Raw genomic sequence first — 16,336 nt, 5'->3', positions numbered from 1 at the left:
AGAATATTAAAAAGCGCTTAAAGCGGCACGGATGAAGCTCGTCACAGGGGCTTGTTCCCTCGTATCTTCCAATCCTTCTCTGAGTTCCCGTAAGACGATTTGTGCGTCCGTCAGGACCGTGTTTACATTCTTATGGACGTCGTCGTTGTTGATCAATCTTCCCAAACTTCCGTCTCCTGTATTGATTTTGGTTGTGATGTCGGCGATGTTCGAGAATGTTTTTCGTATATCACCCCGGTTTTCGGAAATGAGTTCCGATAAACTTACCAATGGATCCTGCAAAACCCTTCCTTTTAAGGCTCCGACGGTTTTATAGTCGATCATGGTAACTGGAGTCGATCTCGTTTTTAGTTTTTGAGATTCCGGGTCCGTTGTTCCAGGATCGATCGAGATGACGCGACCGGTCAAAAGACTTTCGTTTTTGATGATGATGTCATAGTTGTCGTAGAGTCTGATCTTTTCTTTTAAGAGGAGTGTGACTTCCACTCGCGTTCCGATTCCCAGATCTCCGCTTTGTACTTCGAGACCGTTTTCGTCGATTTGGATGAGTCGGATCGAGGAAACATAACCAAAGGGAACCCCTTGTACGGTAACTTTGTTTCCCACCTTGATTCCTTCCGCGTTTCGAAAGGTGATCTTCATAAATTCTCCTCGTTTTTTGACGGGGCCTCCTTCGGTGATGATCGTAAAATAACCTACAACTCCGACGGCCGCCGTAAAGATGATTCCGACGAGTAAATAACGCAGTGAACTCATATTCGTTTCTCCTAATGGATCTTTCGATCGATTCTATTTTGTTTCCAGGATCATCGGACCCTTCGTCTTTCCATGAATGAATTGTTGGATTAGTTCGTTATCCGAGTTCTGGATCTCTTGTGCGGTTCCGGTAAATACGATTTTACCCTTATAGACAAAGCTGATTCGATCCGCGATCATATAGGCGCTGGACATATCGTGAGTGACTACGACTTGCGCGGCACCGGTTTCCTTTTGAATCTTAAGAACGAGTTCGTTGATCACGTTAGACATCACCGGATCCAGACCGGAAGTGGGTTCGTCATAAAGAATGATTTCCGGATTTGTAGTGATGGCTCTTGCGATTCCGGCCCTTTTTTTCATTCCTCCGGAAATATCGTTCGGAAAATTATCCTTTGCGATCACCATATCCACTAATTTAAGTTTTTCCATCACGATCTCTTTGATCTTTTGCTCGGTCGCAAGTTTGTGTTCCCGCAATGGGAGGGCCACGTTATCGAACACGGTCAACCAGTTGATCAACGCTCCCGATTGAAATAGAACCCCCATTCTTGCCCGTAACTTCTCTTTGGTTTTGGTATTCACTCTGGATATACTTTCCCCGAAGATATAACATTCTCCGGCATCGGGTTCGAGAAGTCCTGTGATATGTTTGAGAGTGACGGATTTTCCAGTTCCGGACGGACCGACGATCACTAAGGTTTCTCCTTTTCTTACTTGGAGATCCAGGCCCGAAAGTATCTTTCTACTTCCGAAACTTTTATGGATGTTTTTGAGTTCGATTGCAAGAGGTTCCATTTCTATTCTCTATAAAGAAGGGCGGTAATCATATATCCGGTGAAGATGACCATCAAGAAAGAGGTCACAACGGATTCTCTCGTGGCTCGTCCGACTCCGATCGCTCCGCCCGAAGTTCTCAATCCGTGAGAACAGGAAATCGAGGATACGATGATTCCGAAAATAAATCCTTTGAGAATTCCTACATACAAATCTTTGAGTCCCGGGATGGAGGCGACTCGATCAAAGACATCCCTGAAATACGTAAAATAATCGATTCCTAATTGAAAATAGCCGACGATCGCTCCTCCGATGATTCCGAGTATGGTGGAATACACACAAAGAACCGGGACCATGACGGAAAAACCTAGGATTCTTGGAAAGATCAGATAACGCACCGGATCGATGGACATCACTTCGAGGGCGTCGATTTCCTCGGAGACTTTCATCGTTCCAATTTCCGCCGCCATCGCGGATCCGATGGACGCCGAAAGAATCAAGGCTGTCATAAACGGAGACATCTCCCGCGTGAGCGTGATCGTCATCAGTAGTCCGATTTGTCCTTCGGCTCCGAAGTCCTTTAGACCCAAGCCGGTGTTCAGTGACATGATCATTCCCGTAAAAACCGCCACGATCGATACTACGGAGATACTTCCCACTCCTGTGATATACATCTGATCCAGAATTTCTTTTCTTTTGAAAAAACTGTAGGGAAGGTTTAGAATACTCTCATATACCAAGAGAATCGTAAAACCGCTCGCATAAAAAAATTCGGTGGATCTGGATTTTAAATTTTCAATCATATTTTGATAAACCAGAGCAATTGTAGATTCCGATTCGATTCGATTCTTTCATAACCGATGAGACCGTAAAGGAATTTCCAGGATGTTTTTTCGGGGGTCAGGGAAAGTTCCAAAACAAAGGGAACGCTTGCGTGAAACTCGGTTTCGGTCCATCTCTGGGAATACGCCCTCATCAAAACGGAAAATCTTTTTTCTCCGTTGGATAGTTTCTGATATTCTACGATGGACCAAAGAGGATCCCAGATTCGATCCACAACATCGGACTTGATCGGAAAAAGAGACAGTAGATTCCAGACGACGTTTCCTTCTCTATCTTTCTGGTATTTGAAGAAAGGCCATACTTTGAGATAACGTTCGTCCCGATCCCATTGGACGTAATGTCTTCTCGAATTGAAAAAGAAAGGAATCAAGAACGTATCATCGGATTGGATGTGATACGTGTCGGATTGAAGTCGAAAGTAGAAGGGGCTTATGAAGGTCGTCTGCTTGGATGCGAAACGATAATTTCCGTAAAAAGGAAAGAGAATTAACTTTTTATAATCCTCGTCCTGATTGCTTCCGTACTGGATAAAGAAGAAGAGGGCGTTAAAATCCTTTTCTCCCGTTCGCTTATCGTATCCGTAGCCGATAAACGATCCCAATAAGGGGAGAATAAAAAATCCCCGCGATTTCATATTTCCCGCTTCCGAGTCTTTGATTCCAAAAAAAGGAAAGAAGATCGCATAACGCACCGGTTCCCTTTTGTCCTGAAACGTGGTTCCCCATTGAAAAAATGGCCAGAGAAAGGAATACCGTTCATACTTTCCACGGTTGATCTTTTTAGAATAGAGTGGAAAGATTCTCAATTCCTCTCTCGTTTCCGATGAACCGTACAGAAAGATCGGCCACAAGACCCCTGTCGCCTCGTAATCCTTGTATTTCCAGTTCGAATAAAGCGGAAAGAGCGCGAAGCTGAGTTCGGAATAGGCGATCTTGTTCCGCATTCTTCCTAAGAACGGAAAAAAACCGAAATACTTTTCTCTCGCAGTATCCCCCGATCCCCAAAACAAAAGAGGAGTCAAGACGTCCGAATCTTCTCCCGTATCTTCGTGTAACTGGGAAGTTCCCGTGATAAAAAAGAGAAAGGTCCATACCTTCCAGTAGTTGGTTTCTTCACTGTAGTAGATCGGATACAGAACGGTTTGAAAACGATAGGCCGACTTTTCTTCTTTGTAGCTGGAATAGAATGGACGAAAGATGATTTCGGATTCGCCTGCGCGGATTTCTTTCTGATACAAAAACCAGAACTGATCATACTCCGATTTGAATTCTCCGATGGGCTTGGAAGGATATTCCGAAAAGATGTTTTCAGAGGAGAAGAGAAGAATTAGGATGCAAAAGATTCTAAACTTCTTCCCGAAGTTTGGATGGAAGAACCCATTCTTTTTGGAGAAATTTTCTTGGCTAAGATCGCAGTCTTTTTTGGTGGCAGTTCTACGGAACACAGTATCTCGATTCGAACCGGATGTTTTATTTGTAAGACTCTGCATACGATGGGACATTCGGTCAAACCCATTCTCTTAACCAAGGACGGAGGCTGGGTTGTTCCTTTAGAGTATCGGATAGAGCTTCCATTTGAGTCAGTCAATTCTCCGGATTCTTTTTTGGAAGAATTTGAAAAAAGGAACGGCGTAAAACGATCTCCGATTCTTCCGTCCTTGGATGCCGAGATCGTTTTTTTGGGACTTCACGGTGGAAAGGGGGAAGACGGATCGATTCAAGGTTTTTTGAGCGTTTTGGGAATTCCATACACAGGATCGGGGGTGACCGCTTCCGCGATCGCTATGGATAAGACCCGAGCAAATCAAATTTTCCTGCAATCCGGGCAGAAAGTCGCTCCGTTTTTTGAAATTCGGAAAGTGGAGTATGAATCTTCCCCCAAAGATGCGGTTACAAAACTTGCGAGTCTTGGGTTCCCTCAATTTCTAAAACCCGTCGAAGGCGGCTCGAGCGTTTCCACGCATAAGATCAATGATTCATCCCAACTCGAAACGGAATTGGCTTCTCTATTTCAAGCCGATACCAAAGTGATGAGCCAAGCTTTCCTTTCAGGAACGGAAGTTTCTTGCGGAGTTTTAGAACGGTATCGAAACGGAGAATTACAAACGATCGCGTTACCCGCAACCGAGATCGTTCCAGGCGGAGAATTTTTCGACTTCGAGTCCAAATACAAATCGGGCGGTTCCAACGAAATCACTCCCGCAAGAATTCCGGACGATCAGATGAAACGTGTGCAGGAACTCTCGATCTCCGCGCACCGATCCTTGGGTTGTAGAGGTTATTCCAGAACCGATTTTATCATCGTAAACGGAGAACCTCATATTTTGGAAACGAACACGTTACCCGGAATGACGGAGACGAGTCTCATTCCGCAACAAGCGAAAGCGGCCAACATTCCGATGGAAGAAGTTTTCGCAGATCTTATTGAAATCGGATTAAAAAATTCTCTTTCTTAAGAGATTACAAAAAGCGCAAGTTTGGAAAAGAAGTTGGGCCGGAATGTAACCCGGCTTAAGTCTCGGAAGTAGGCGCGGTCTTCGATCTTAAATTTTTGGATCTCGCAGAATTCTATAAAATCCAAAACAGAAAGAAAGTGAAGGTTCGGTGTGTTGAACCATCGATAGGGAAGTAGGTCCGTTACGGGAGTTTTTCCAGTCGTCAAGATCGTCCAGCGCACATTCCAATGACCGAAGTTTGGAAACGCTACAATGACTTTTTTTCCGATCCGTAAGGATTCTTTTAGAATTTCACCGGGGTTTCTCGTTTCTTGAATCGTCTGGTTGAGAATCACAAAATCAAAACGTTTGTCCTGATGGTGTTCCAGTCCTTCGTCGATATCACCGTGATGAACATAGACTCCGCGTTGGATACATTCCACGATACAGTCTTCGTCCTTTTCGATTCCTTGACCGCGGATTCCCTTTTCCTTTAAAAGATAAAGGAGAGTGCCGTTCCCACAACCAAGATCTAAAACTCTCGAACCCGAAGGAATGAGATTGAGAATGTATGCGAAGTCCGGTCTTTCTTTGAGAGTCAGATCAATCGTTGTTTTTTTTTCCAGAGGAGTCATGATCGGATTAGTTCGAACCTTCTAAAAAACCTTTTAGGATTTCGATTTGTTTCGTATTCTTGAGTAGAAAAGAATCGTGCCCTTCTCCGGATTGCAGTTCCAAGTAAAAAACCCGTTTGTCCGCGGCTTCCAAAGACTTTACGATTTCTCTGGATTGAGCGGGTGGATACAACCAATCCGAACTGTAAGACACGACTAAAAATCTACACGTTGCGGGAGCGAGGGCGGCAGTTAATTCCTTGCCCTTTCCTAAACTGTAGTGATCCAGAGCCTTGGTTACGTAGATATAAGAATTCGCGTCAAACCGATCCACAAAACTTTCACCTTGATAGATGAGATAACTTCCCACAGCAAAATCGGTTGTAAGAATGTTTCCCCGAGGCGGATTTCTGCCGAACTTTTCTCTCATCTTGTCATCGGAAAGATACGTGATATGCCCGACCATTCTCGCGAGCGCTAAACCTTTGCGAGGAGAATTTTCGTCGTAGAGACCGTTGTTCCAATTCGGATCGGAGACGATCGCTTGTCTTCCTACTTCGTTGAAGGCGATTTGCATCGCGGAATGTTCCGCCGTGGAGGCCATGACGATACAATTCAAGAGAGAATCCGGATAAGCGATACTCCATTCCAAGGCCTGCATTCCGCCCATCGAACCGCCTGCGACGCAGAGGAGTTTGGAGATTCCCAAGGATTCTACCAGAAGTTTCTGAGCGCGTACCATATCTTGGATCGAAACGAATGGAAATCGGGAACCGTACGGTGTTCCTGTTTCCGGGTGCATCGAAAGGGGACCGGAAGAACCTTTACAACCGCCGATTACGTTCGAACAAATGACAAAATACTGGTTCGTATCAAAAGACTTTCCCGGTCCGATATAATCGTCCCACCATCCCGGCTTTTTATCATTCGGTGAGTTGTAACCGGCGGCGTGCGCATCACCGGAGAGCGCGTGACAGACTAAGATTGCGTTGTTTTTGGAAGGAGAGAGAGTGCCGTATGTTTCGTAGGCGATCGTTACCGGTGATAAGACGGATCCGTTGTCCAAAGGAAGTTCTTTGAACTCCGCAAATTTTGTTTCTACAATTCCGATCGATCCGGGTTCATTCATACAATTTGTTAGCCACTTTCCTTTCCGCCGGATAACTTTTCAGTTACTTTCTTGGACCGGCTTGGAAAAGAAAAGTGGCTTTCTAACCTAAAAAAGTTTGATTCCGTTTGGATCAAACTTTCTTCAGAGCTTCTTCCAAATCGAAAAGAATATCGTCGATGTTTTCCAGACCGACCGAAAGGCGTACGAAGTCTGGAGTCACGCCGGCGGAAACTTGTTCTTCCGGAGTCAACTGTTGGTGAGTGGTGGAAGCCGGATGAATCGCGAGCGACTTCGCATCTCCCACGTTTGCGAGCAGTGAGAAAAGTTCTAGATTGTCGATGAACTTCTTCGCTTCCGCAACTCCACCTTTGATACCGAAACCTAGGATCGCGCCGAAGAGATCTCTCTTGTGATACTTCTTAGCGAGCGCATAATTTTTATCGGATTTCAGACCTGGATAGTTGACCCAAGAAACTTTCGGATGTTTGCTCAGATATTCCGCAACGGCCAATGCGTTTTCGGAATGTTTACGAAGGCGAAGAGGAAGAGTTTCCACACCTTGGATGATCTGCCAAGCATTGAAAGGAGAAATGGCCGCTCCCGTATCTCTCAAACCTTGTACTCTTGCTTTGATGATATAAGCGATGTTCACTCCGCCAAACGGCTCGAATTTTCCGAAGACGTCCCAGAATTTGAGTCCGTGGTAACTCGGGTCCGGCTCGGTAAAATTCTTAAACTTACCGTTGCCCCAGTTGAACTTACCGGAATCGATGATGATCCCTCCGATCGAAGTTCCGTGGCCACCTAAGAATTTTGTAAGAGAGTGAACGACGATATCGGCTCCGTGTTCGATCGGATTTACCAAATATGGAGAGGGAAGTGTGTTATCCACGATGAAGGGAACTCCGGATTCATGTGCGACTTTCGCGATCGCTTCGAGATCCAAGGTGTCTAACTTTGGATTTCCCAAGGTTTCTGCATAGAACGCCCGGGTCTTATCATTCACTGCCTTTCTGAAATTTTCGGGATTGGAAGGATCCACAAAGTGAACCTTGATTCCCAGTTTCGGAAACGTATAATGAAGAAGGTTGTAAGTTCCACCGTAGAGAGAAGCGGAAGCTACGATTTCCTGACCGGTTTCCACGATATTCAAAAGAGCTAACGTTTCTGCGGCTTGACCGGAGGCTGTTGCAAGCGCGGCAACCCCACCTTCGAGAGCGGCGACTCTTTGTTCGAGGACGTCGGTGGTTGGGTTCATCAATCTTGTATAAATATTACCGAATTCTTGCAGACCGAAGAGTCTGGCGGCGTGATCCGTATCTTTAAAAACGTAGGAAGTCGTTTGGTAGAGAGGAACCGCTCTGGAAGTGGTCGTTGGATCGGGAGATTGGCCCCCGTGCAATGCAATTGTCTCAGGTTTATAATTTCTTGGCATAGAATCTAGTTCTCCTTTTTTCGAATCATGGAAATTATACAAAATAAGTCAAACAAAAATCTGCTATATTAAACTAAAAATCTGCTTCCGCGGACGGTTTAGTCAAAAAATTTCCATTGCATTTTCTAAGCATTCTGATTCTATTCTCCCTCTGATGCAAGATTGCATGAGAATTTCCGTAAATTCGGTGGTTATCGATTCAGAAACGGATACCATACAAACCGATAATGGTGTGAGACCCTCGAAGGAAAGAATAGAACGAAGATTCCGCCGAGAAGGCTCAACGGATAAACTGATCTAATTATGATCCAAAGCTCGAAATACTTTTTCTTTTTTCTTTTCCTATTCTTCGTGGCCGTTTCCGGGATCTATTCACAGGGAACTCAGCTCTGGACCCCGCCGGGAAGGCAATATATGCATCCTACCGATCCTTTCACGTACGACATGGGGATCAATAAATACGATAAGGACTATTATCTTTACGTAGCACCAACCGCGAATTTTAACTTTGGTGGGGACTTTGGCGCCTCGCTCACGGTTCCTTTGAACTTTCTTCTCTATGACGTGGAACCCAAGCAAGAGAATTCAAAGATCGGAAAGCTCCGCGCCTTTGATTACAACGAAAAGAGCGATTATCTTCGTTTGATCAATAATATCTGGTTCGGCCAGTTTGGAAAATATACACCCGGCGAAATTACGTATTCTGCGTATTTAGGGAAGATGTTCGACGGTTATATCGGACACGGAACGATCGTAAATCGGTATATCAACAACCAACGATTGGACGTCTATAACGTCGGTCTCCAAGCGGACATGAACAGCGACTTCGGGGGAGTTCAGGTTTTTTCAAACTCGATTTATACTCGCGATGTCAGTTCGGCCAGGGTTTATATTCGTCCCTTTGCGGTCGGATTCAAACTTTTCGATATCATCACCGGGAGATCCAAGACGTTTGCGATGCTCACCGTCGGACAAGGGAACGTAGCCGATGAAGCCGGTAGAAAAAAAGTCTACGAAGAAGTTGGAGCCGAAGAAAAAGAATCCTATCGAGCGCTGATCGAAGACCAGAAGACGAAGGAAAAAAAAGAGGAGATGATTCCCGCCGATAAAAAACCGGAAAAGAACCAGAATCTGAAGGAGCTATTCAATCAAGATCATTTTGCAAATCGTTTCGCGATCGGTTATACGACCGCCTTTGACAACAAGGCTCCTACCGAGTTGAAGTTTGACACAACCGGTAAGCTCAGGGTGGATGATAACGACAATCCACTTGTGAAGTCCGTCGAAAAACTGACGATTTCCGGTTACGACTTTGAATACAAACTTATCAGTTCTAAATACGTGGAACTGACTCCATACTACGACGTAAATAAAATCAAACAAATCGACGGAGCGCACGGAACCCACTACGGAGCGATTTTCCGATTCGGTGGAAAAGATATCTACATGCAGGTCAAACCGGAATATAGGAGCATGACGGCGAATTATATTCCGATGTATTTTGATAGTTTTTACGAATTGGAAAGATATCAGAGCAATTTACAAAGTAATATTCCTCAGACAAAACTCGAGGCCGCGAAGTTGAAAGATCCGGACGGACCCAAGGTAAAAGGATATTATACTACGGTCCTTTTTAATTTTTATAAGATCGCATTGGAAGGGAACTACGAAAACTATTCCGGACCGAACAACTCAAGGGTTTTTGTCGGGGTTTATCTTCCGCTCGGAAGTTTGGTTCTTTTGAACGGATATTATATGAAGAAAGGTTTTGATGAAAACAAAGAGGCATTCAAACTGGACGATCGTTCTCAAGGCGCTCTGGAACTCGCGATCAATTTGGGTTTTGCCGCGATTCGTCTTCAGAACGTAAGAAAATGGGTCTATGATACTTCGGTAAATCAGTATGTCGCCCAGGACGAACAGAAGGTTTTATTTTCGAGTAATCTTACTTTTTAAAAAGAGATTCTTCTTCCAATCTGGAAAGTAAAAACGCGACTGCGGTTTCCGTTCTCAGAACTTTGTCGGAAACGGTGACGCTTTCAAAATGATTTCCTTTCCAGAAGTCGACTTCCTTTTTTACAAAACCGCTTTCCGGTCCGATGACCACAAACATTCGAATATGAGAATATTCTCTATCCTTACTATGATATTCTTCTGTAATTCGAGAGATCGATTTTCCTTTTCGATCCAGTAGGAATCGGAAGTGAACGTTTTGTTTTGTTTCCATCTCCGAAAGAATTGTCTCCAAAGAATTTTTGAAATCCAATTCTACCTTGGGTAAAAAGATATTTTTTCCCTGTTCCATTCCTTCGATCAGTTCTTTTTCGATTTCTTCCGGTTTCCAAACGGGAGAGGTGAGATATTCTTTTCTGGAGTTCTTCGAGAGAAAGAATCGGATCCCGTCGATTCCCCAGGTCCCGGCGAGTTCGAGAATTTTTCGGATCGTAGGAGGGCGATTGACCGCGAGTAGAATCTGGACTTCCAGAAAACGTGGCTTGGGTTTGAGAATCGGTTTGTAAGTTCCTAAGATTTCTTTCGAGTTCGATTCCTCAATCAACCATTGCCCGAGGCTCTCATTGATGATTCCCGCCTTGAGCCGGTCTCCGGCTCGTTTATGCAGAATTTCTAATATATGCTTGACCTTGATCGGATCTACGATTCGAAAACGGTTGGAGTTTCCGATTCTCCATTCTTCTTTGCAAATGAGTAAGTTCACTTTTGTGAAAAAGAATTAAATTTGAAATTTGGGACTTGGTTCCGATTCGGAAGGCGGAGGGTTCGGAACGGAAGGTTCTTCCGGGATCGTTTCCTGCGGTTCTTGCGAAGAATTTGGGAATGGATTGGAATTTTGAAGATCGGTAAAAGGAGAAAAAAAACAAGTACGAACGATTCCGATCGTGAGAAGAATCAAAAGAAAGTTTCTGGCAAATCGTTTCCCGGGTGTTTGACCGAGCGATCCAAAATCCTGGAACTTCGTCTTAATATTGGAGAAGGAATTCTTAAAATTCTCCCAGAACGTCTCGAGGAAAGTCTTCCGATAAGGACTGTTCGGTTTAGAACCGGTTTCAAAATATCCGGACGTATATTGTCCTGTAGAATCCGGATCGAATAAGAATGATTCATAGCACCGCGGACACCGGACGGTCAGTTTTCCCAAATCAATGGGAATTCTGAGTTCCGTCTGGCATCGGGGACAGGGGAGAATGTAACGCACTTCTTAGTAGCGGAGAGATTCCTTCAGAGCGTCTACGTTCTCTTTGTAATTTTCGTTTCCTAACTGATCGTTGTAATCGAAAATTTTTGTAAAGAGTCTATCAAACTGATCCAAGTGTTTGATATAAAATTCTTTTTTGAAAGAGTTACGGATCGGGTGAGTTTTGGTGTTTTCCACACCTGCAAGAATGTATTTTCCAACACCTTTTTCCGAAGGGGTTTCAGGACGACCATACTCAGGATAATTGTCTTTTTGAAAGAAAACTTCGATCTTATCGTTATGTCCAGGCTGAGTATTCGGCCCTCTATCCATAACTTCGGAAATGATCTTATCTTCCAAAATCATATTGTTTCTATAAATCTTTGATTTCAGTTTATTGATATTTCTAGGAGCTTCCGATCTCGGTTCCGGATCATTGCTGTTCTGACCTTCGTAGTAGATTTCCATATACTTCGCGAGGGAACCTTGAACGGTCTTGTTCAAACCTCTTTCCTCGTCGCGAATGAAATCATAGACTTCGACACGAATACAGTTGTTAGCCGGATCTTCCTGATTGAGAGCGGGCGTACATTCGTCGTTGTTTGCCTTTCCTTTGAAAAGAACGGTCCTGAAAGGAAGAACACGAACTTTCATTTTCATGAGAACCGTATGACGTGTCAGTCTTTGGTTCAGTTCGAATACTTTTTCATCCAGTTTCTTTTCCGTATCCAGAATGGAAGCGCCTAATTGTGCGTCCGACGGTGATTTCTGATCTGCATTGGAATTTTGCTGAGAAAATACCGCAGTTGAAATTGCTACGAGAACCACTAAAAATAGCTTTTGAAGTTTCATTTCCCCTTGTCCTTAGTGAAGCGGATATTTGAATTCTTGAATTAGCTTGCGCCTAATTATAGAATCCTATGTGTATTATCGGAATAATAGACTACGGATTGAATCAATGCACGACTTTTTATTGAAAAATCGGTGATTATTTTGAATATACCGAGCTAGTTTCCAAATACAGTTCATACGGTGGTGGGACCGGATTCAATCCTTTTTCAATTAAGTAAGAAGCCCATTTCCTTTCCACAAGATCGCAGAAATCTCGAATTGTTCTTCCCGAATGTCCTTTCAAGCCTTCGGCGACCTGCATTCTTTCTTTTTCTGTTAGGTGAATGGCATATGTCTCCAGAACCTTCGCTCTTTCTCCACTATCCGGAAGAGGAAAGTAGATCGTCCGATCGAATCTGGAAAGAAGGGCGTGATCCAGATCCTGTTTCCGGTTGGTTGCCCCGATCGTAATCGAATTTCTCTGACTACTAAAACCGTCGATTTTTCGCAAAAGTACGGAAAGAATTTTGCGAGTGGCCTCGAACATTCCTTCCTCCCGACTTCCGGCTAAGGAATCGATCTCATCCAAAAAGATGAGACAGGCTGGAAAAAGAGCCGCGGCGTCGAAAACGTAGGCCATGTTTTGGGCGCTTTCTCCGTAGTATTTGCTCATAATGGATTCCACAGGGACGTAGATCAAGGGAAGACCCGTCATACAGGAAACTACTCTCGCCATCGTCGTTTTTCCGACGCCCGGATCTCCTTCGAAAAGAACGGCGCGGGGTCGGATATCGGTCGGAAACTTGCGGGTGAGTTTGGAAACTTCCGCCAAGAGATTCGGATTTTTGAGGGGAAGAATGATCGATTCCAGAATCTGTTGTTTTACGCCTTCGTATCCGGCTACGTGATCGAACGTGACCGACTTCCCGTTTTTTTCCGCGAGAATTGGATCGAAAACTTCGACTCCTAGGGCCGCGAGCAATTCTTCCGGCTTTGCGGTTTCGATATTGTTTCCGGATTTTAAGAATTTAAAAAGCGAGAGTGTCGCGAAGAGTTCTTCCCTCGTGAAATCTCCTTTTTTGGTGATTTCGACTCGATTTTTCGTTCTTCCGGAGTAGAATCGAAAGCGGATCGTATCCAAGAGATTTTTCGTTTCAAAAAGATTCTCATTGAGAGCCTGAATGCAATAATAACCGGGTTCGAAGGTATGAATTCTGAGATTTTCGATATGATTCTTTAGAATCTGAAGACAATCCAAAAGCGCAGACTTGGAGATCGAAGGAACCTGAAATTCGATTTTTAGATCCTTTTTTTCGGAAGAAACGATGGGAAGGTCGGCACTGGAAAATCCGAGGTTGGTCAGTTCCCCGTGGAGAAAACTTTTCGTTTTTGTAAAATCCACTTCGGAAAGTGTTCGATCTTCGGAAGAAGAATCTTGTGTAAAGGGGGAACTCAAGCGAATAATACCTCGTAAGAATCTGAAAATACTCTTGTAGGAATCTTAGATTCTGTCGATTTCTTTACTATCGGATTCGGTTAGGAGAAGGAAAAATGGGAGAAGGGTCACTCTCGCAGGAAGACATAGACGCACTTTTGACGGGCGGCGGTGGAGATGCACCGGCCGGAGGCGGAGGTGCGAGCGGATCCGATTTCAATCTCAGCGGAGAATTGGATTCTCTCTTGGGTGGCGGAGGCAGTGGGGGCGGTGATACCTTTGGCGGAGGAGGCGGATCGGATTCTCCTTCTTTTGCGGATATTTCCGCGGCTCTTGGGCCTTCCGCTCCACCAACATCCGCACCCCGATCTTCGAGTCGTCAATCTTCTCCGTCTCAATCCACAAACCTAAATCTCCTCATGGATGTAAACCTGGCTCTCACCGTTGAGTTGGGGAGAACGAATATGTTTATCAAAGACGTGAACGGTCTGAACGAAGGAACCGTTGTCGAATTGGATAAAAACGTAGGAGAGGATTTGGATATCCTTGCGAACGGCCGTTTGGTGGGTCGAGGAAAGTTGGTCGCAATGGACGATTTTTACGGAATCCAAATCACGGAAATCGTGGATCAAAGCAGAAGGCTCTAATTTTAGAAAAATAGTATATTCTAAATTTCTGGTAAATAAAAACCCGGCCGCTTTAAGCCGGGTTTTTTATTTTCGATCTCGATTCGCATTTCAAACCGCCTCTTCTCAAAAACTTTGGAAGTTCCGATTTCTCAAGGAAAGCGAGTCTTTCTGCAAAAGCCCCTTCGGTGATTCTCGTTCGAGTTCGATGTTCGATTTTTGAAGTCTTTTCCTCAAAAGAGGCGAGTATCTCTTTTTCCAACAGAACAAGTCTTTTGGAAAAGACTTGTTCTGGACTTTCCGTCCGATTTCCAGTTGAATACGGTCCAACCGACGTTTAAAAGGAAGGACTAACCTTCTTGTCCTTTGGTCGAAGGCGAATCGGCGGTTCCTAAAACGGAATTCAGAATGGAACGAAAGTTCGTAAGATTCATCGGAAGAACGATTTCGGTTTTTTTACCCGAGATCTTTTCAAATTCTTTGATAAACTTTTGACCGATTCTGAGTTTTACGGCGTCCTTTCCACCTTTCGAGTTGATGGATTGTGCGAGGAGTTCGATTCCTTTGGCGGTTGCGACTGCGATGGCTTCGACTTCTTTTGCTACCCCTTCCGCTTCGTTGATCCGTTTTTGTTTTTCTCCTTCGGACTTGTTGATCGCTTCCTCTTTGAAACCGAGAGATCGATTGATCCTTGCGTCTCTATCCCCTTCGGAAAGGGAAATTTGCGCCTTCTTTGTGATCTGGGCCTTCTTCTCCTTTTCCATCGCTTCCAGAATCGACTTGGGAGGAGTGATGTTAACGATTTCATACCGGTTTACTTTGATTCCCCAGGACTCGGTCGCTAGGTCCAGCACTTCGAGAATCTTACTGTTGATCGCGTCCCTCGTTTCAAACGTTACATCGAGATCCATCGTTCCGATAATCGCGCGCATCGTCGTCTGCGCAAGTTGGGAAGATGCAAACTGATAGTCGTTGATCCCATAACTCGCCTTATGCGGATCCAAAACCTTGAGATAGAGAATCCCGTCCATTTCCACCTTTACGTTGTCCTTGGTGATACAAGTCTGTGGTGGAACGTCCGTCGCTTGTTCTTTCAGAGTGTGATAGTAGGCGTCTCTTTCGATAAAAGGCCAAAGAAGATGAAGGCCGGCGTGTAAGGTTCTGCTGTACTTGCCGAATTTTTCGACTACGATACAATCCTGAGCGGAAACGATCCGAATCGAACGGTAGAGTTTATAAGCAAAGTAGATACCGAAGAGGGTCCAGAAAATGGTAACAAAGGTATTTTGTGCGGATTCGAAAAACATATTACTTTTCCTCCTTTCCTGTTTTGATTTCGGGAAGTTTGCCGGTGACTTTGGAAAGTCCTTCGAAAACTCCGGCGATGTTTGCCAGTTCCGCAGGAAGAATCGTGGTTTTCGATTCGCTCAGGATCGTTCCGAGTCCTGTCAGATAATCTTCGGTGATTTGCAGGTTCACGGCTTCGGAACCGCCTTCTCTCGAAATGGATTCCGCAATCATTTGAATTCCTTTTGCTTTTGCGGCGGCGATGACTTCGATCTCTAAGGCCTTTCCGTCGGCTTCGTTGATCTTTTTCATTTTTTCTCCCTCGGAGACGTTGATGGCTTCTTCTCTTTCTCCCACCGAACGATTGATGCGAGAAAGTTTTTCTCCTTCCGAAATCGTGATCTCCGCACGTTTGACACGTTCGGCCTTTACTTGTTCTTCCATTTCATGAAGAATTTCTTTCGGAGGGGATATGTTTTTGATTTCGTAACGGGTGACCTTGATTCCCCAAGGGTCCGTGGCTTCGTCCAAAGCGCGCACAACGTGGGAATTGATATCGTCCCTTTCGGCGAACGTCTGATCCAGGATGAGTTTACCGATCTCGGAACGCAAAGTAGTTTGAGCGAGTTGTTGGGTCGCGAGCATGAAGTTTTCAATCGCATAAGACGCCTTATACGGATCCACTACCTTGAGATAAAGAATTCCGTCCACGGAAATGGAAACGTTATCCTTAGTGATACACATTTGGGGAGGAATGTCGATCGCGATCTCTTTTAGATTTTGTCTGTATCGTACGACTTCGATGATCGGCCAAAGAAAGTGAAACCCTGCTTCCAGAGCTCCTTTGAAAACGCCGACTCGTTCCACAACAAAACAATACTGTTGCGGAACGATGATAAACGTTTTGCGAATCAAGTAGATCAACGCAATGAAGAGTAACGTGAATATAAATCCTGCGGACATAAATTCTCCTTTTAGTCTTTTAATTTTAAAT

16 protein-coding genes are annotated in these 16,336 nt (G+C 44.6%); 3 read left to right on the top strand and 13 right to left on the bottom strand.

Annotated features, from left to right (window positions below; all coding sequences use genetic code 11):
• Window positions 1-6 precede the first annotated feature (6 nt).
• The 4 genes from mce to DLM75_RS09485 are packed head-to-tail and all read right to left on the bottom strand — an operon-like array spanning window position 7 to window position 3,820.
• A complete protein-coding gene (mce, locus tag DLM75_RS09500) occupies window positions 7-756 on the bottom strand; it encodes a mammalian cell entry protein Mce (RefSeq protein WP_118968278.1) in 750 nt (249 codons plus the stop codon).
• Window positions 757-789: 33 nt separating this feature from the next.
• On the bottom strand, window positions 790-1,554 hold the full coding sequence (locus DLM75_RS09495) for an ABC transporter ATP-binding protein (RefSeq protein WP_118968277.1): 765 nt from the start codon (window positions 1,552-1,554) through the stop codon (window positions 790-792).
• 2 nt (window positions 1,555-1,556) lie between these two features.
• On the bottom strand, window positions 1,557-2,336 hold the full coding sequence (locus DLM75_RS09490) for an MlaE family ABC transporter permease (protein WP_118968276.1): 780 nt from the start codon (window positions 2,334-2,336) through the stop codon (window positions 1,557-1,559).
• On the bottom strand, window positions 2,333-3,820 hold the full coding sequence (locus DLM75_RS09485; protein WP_167731742.1) for a hypothetical protein: 1,488 nt from the start codon (window positions 3,818-3,820) through the stop codon (window positions 2,333-2,335). Before DLM75_RS09485 ends, DLM75_RS09490 begins: the two co-directional genes overlap by 4 nt.
• On the opposite strand from DLM75_RS09485, the gene DLM75_RS09480 reads away from it, so the two are divergent.
• Window positions 3,776-4,831, top strand: a complete 1,056-nt coding sequence (locus DLM75_RS09480; protein ID WP_118968275.1) for a D-alanine--D-alanine ligase — start codon at window positions 3,776-3,778, stop codon at window positions 4,829-4,831. The genes DLM75_RS09485 and DLM75_RS09480 overlap by 45 nt on opposite strands.
• Here the strand turns inward: DLM75_RS09480 and metW are convergent.
• The 3 genes from metW to DLM75_RS09465 all read right to left on the bottom strand — a co-directional run bounded on the left by metW (window position 4,828) and on the right by DLM75_RS09465 (window position 7,970).
• Window positions 4,828-5,445, bottom strand: coding sequence for a methionine biosynthesis protein MetW (metW, locus tag DLM75_RS09475; RefSeq protein ID WP_118968274.1), 618 nt, complete (start codon window positions 5,443-5,445; stop codon window positions 4,828-4,830). The two genes, DLM75_RS09480 and metW, sit on opposite strands and share 4 nt — an antisense overlap.
• Before the next feature lie 7 nt (window positions 5,446-5,452).
• Entirely contained in the window at window positions 5,453-6,553 is a 1,101-nt protein-coding gene (gene metX, locus DLM75_RS09470) for a homoserine O-acetyltransferase MetX (protein WP_118968273.1), read from the bottom strand.
• 112 nt (window positions 6,554-6,665) lie between these two features.
• On the bottom strand, window positions 6,666-7,970 hold the full coding sequence (locus tag DLM75_RS09465; RefSeq protein ID WP_118968272.1) for an O-acetylhomoserine aminocarboxypropyltransferase/cysteine synthase family protein: 1,305 nt from the start codon (window positions 7,968-7,970) through the stop codon (window positions 6,666-6,668).
• 303 nt (window positions 7,971-8,273) lie between these two features.
• Between DLM75_RS09465 and impL63 the strand changes: the two genes are divergently transcribed.
• Complete coding sequence (gene impL63 / locus DLM75_RS09460; protein ID WP_118968271.1) at window positions 8,274-9,926, top strand: cytoplasmic membrane protein ImpL63; 1,653 nt, start codon at window positions 8,274-8,276, stop codon at window positions 9,924-9,926.
• Here the strand turns inward: impL63 and DLM75_RS09455 are convergent.
• The 4 genes from DLM75_RS09455 to DLM75_RS09440 form a co-directional block, all read right to left on the bottom strand.
• On the bottom strand, window positions 9,916-10,686 hold the full coding sequence (locus DLM75_RS09455) for an RsmE family RNA methyltransferase (protein WP_118968270.1): 771 nt from the start codon (window positions 10,684-10,686) through the stop codon (window positions 9,916-9,918). The two genes, impL63 and DLM75_RS09455, sit on opposite strands and share 11 nt — an antisense overlap.
• Before the next feature lie 15 nt (window positions 10,687-10,701).
• On the bottom strand, window positions 10,702-11,127 hold the full coding sequence (locus DLM75_RS09450) for a hypothetical protein (protein WP_118968269.1): 426 nt from the start codon (window positions 11,125-11,127) through the stop codon (window positions 10,702-10,704).
• A gap of 60 nt (window positions 11,128-11,187) precedes the next feature.
• Window positions 11,188-12,015: a flagellar-coiling protein FcpB gene (gene fcpB / locus DLM75_RS09445; RefSeq protein WP_118968268.1), complete on the bottom strand. Its 828-nt coding sequence runs from the start codon at window positions 12,013-12,015 to the stop codon at window positions 11,188-11,190.
• A gap of 136 nt (window positions 12,016-12,151) precedes the next feature.
• The gene (locus tag DLM75_RS09440; RefSeq protein WP_429945452.1) at window positions 12,152-13,456 is read right to left on the bottom strand and encodes an AAA family ATPase; all 1,305 of its coding nucleotides are present in this window, start codon (window positions 13,454-13,456) and stop codon (window positions 12,152-12,154) included.
• 89 nt (window positions 13,457-13,545) lie between these two features.
• On the opposite strand from DLM75_RS09440, the gene fliN reads away from it, so the two are divergent.
• A complete protein-coding gene (fliN, locus tag DLM75_RS09435; RefSeq protein ID WP_118968266.1) occupies window positions 13,546-14,076 on the top strand; it encodes a flagellar motor switch protein FliN in 531 nt (176 codons plus the stop codon).
• Window positions 14,077-14,405: 329 nt separating this feature from the next.
• Here the strand turns inward: fliN and DLM75_RS09425 are convergent, their stop codons facing one another.
• Together DLM75_RS09425 and DLM75_RS09420 are read right to left on the bottom strand one after the other, a co-directional pair.
• Complete coding sequence (locus DLM75_RS09425; protein ID WP_118968264.1) at window positions 14,406-15,362, bottom strand: SPFH domain-containing protein; 957 nt, start codon at window positions 15,360-15,362, stop codon at window positions 14,406-14,408.
• 1 nt (window position 15,363) lies between these two features.
• Complete coding sequence (locus DLM75_RS09420; RefSeq protein WP_118968263.1) at window positions 15,364-16,305, bottom strand: SPFH domain-containing protein; 942 nt, start codon at window positions 16,303-16,305, stop codon at window positions 15,364-15,366.
• Between the last annotated feature and the right edge of the window lie 31 nt (window positions 16,306-16,336).

Origin of the sequence: Leptospira stimsonii (genome assembly GCF_003545885.1) — a bacterium.
In the GTDB taxonomy this organism is placed as follows: Bacteria; Spirochaetota; Leptospiria; order Leptospirales; family Leptospiraceae; genus Leptospira; species Leptospira stimsonii.
This window is presented reverse-complemented; position numbering and strand designations above follow the sequence as displayed.

What these genes read in the sequence shown, in the direction of transcription:
- DLM75_RS09420 (WP_118968263.1), bottom strand. Translation starts at nt 16,305, where the DNA reads ATGTCCGCAGGATTTATATTCACGTTACTCTTCATTGCGTTGATCTAC.
- DLM75_RS09495 (WP_118968277.1), bottom strand. Translation starts at nt 1,554, where the DNA reads ATGGAACCTCTTGCAATCGAACTCAAAAACATCCATAAAAGTTTCGGA.
- mce (WP_118968278.1), bottom strand. Translation starts at nt 756, where the DNA reads ATGAGTTCACTGCGTTATTTACTCGTCGGAATCATCTTTACGGCGGCC.
- DLM75_RS09465 (WP_118968272.1), bottom strand. Translation starts at nt 7,970, where the DNA reads ATGCCAAGAAATTATAAACCTGAGACAATTGCATTGCACGGGGGCCAA.
- fcpB (WP_118968268.1), bottom strand. Translation starts at nt 12,015, where the DNA reads ATGAAACTTCAAAAGCTATTTTTAGTGGTTCTCGTAGCAATTTCAACT.
- metW (WP_118968274.1), bottom strand. Translation starts at nt 5,445, where the DNA reads ATGACTCCTCTGGAAAAAAAAACAACGATTGATCTGACTCTCAAAGAA.
- DLM75_RS09425 (WP_118968264.1), bottom strand. Translation starts at nt 15,362, where the DNA reads ATGTTTTTCGAATCCGCACAAAATACCTTTGTTACCATTTTCTGGACC.
- fliN (WP_118968266.1), top strand. Translation starts at nt 13,546, where the DNA reads ATGGGAGAAGGGTCACTCTCGCAGGAAGACATAGACGCACTTTTGACG.
- impL63 (WP_118968271.1), top strand. Translation starts at nt 8,274, where the DNA reads ATGATCCAAAGCTCGAAATACTTTTTCTTTTTTCTTTTCCTATTCTTC.
- metX (WP_118968273.1), bottom strand. Translation starts at nt 6,553, where the DNA reads ATGAATGAACCCGGATCGATCGGAATTGTAGAAACAAAATTTGCGGAG.
- DLM75_RS09490 (WP_118968276.1), bottom strand. Translation starts at nt 2,336, where the DNA reads ATGATTGAAAATTTAAAATCCAGATCCACCGAATTTTTTTATGCGAGC.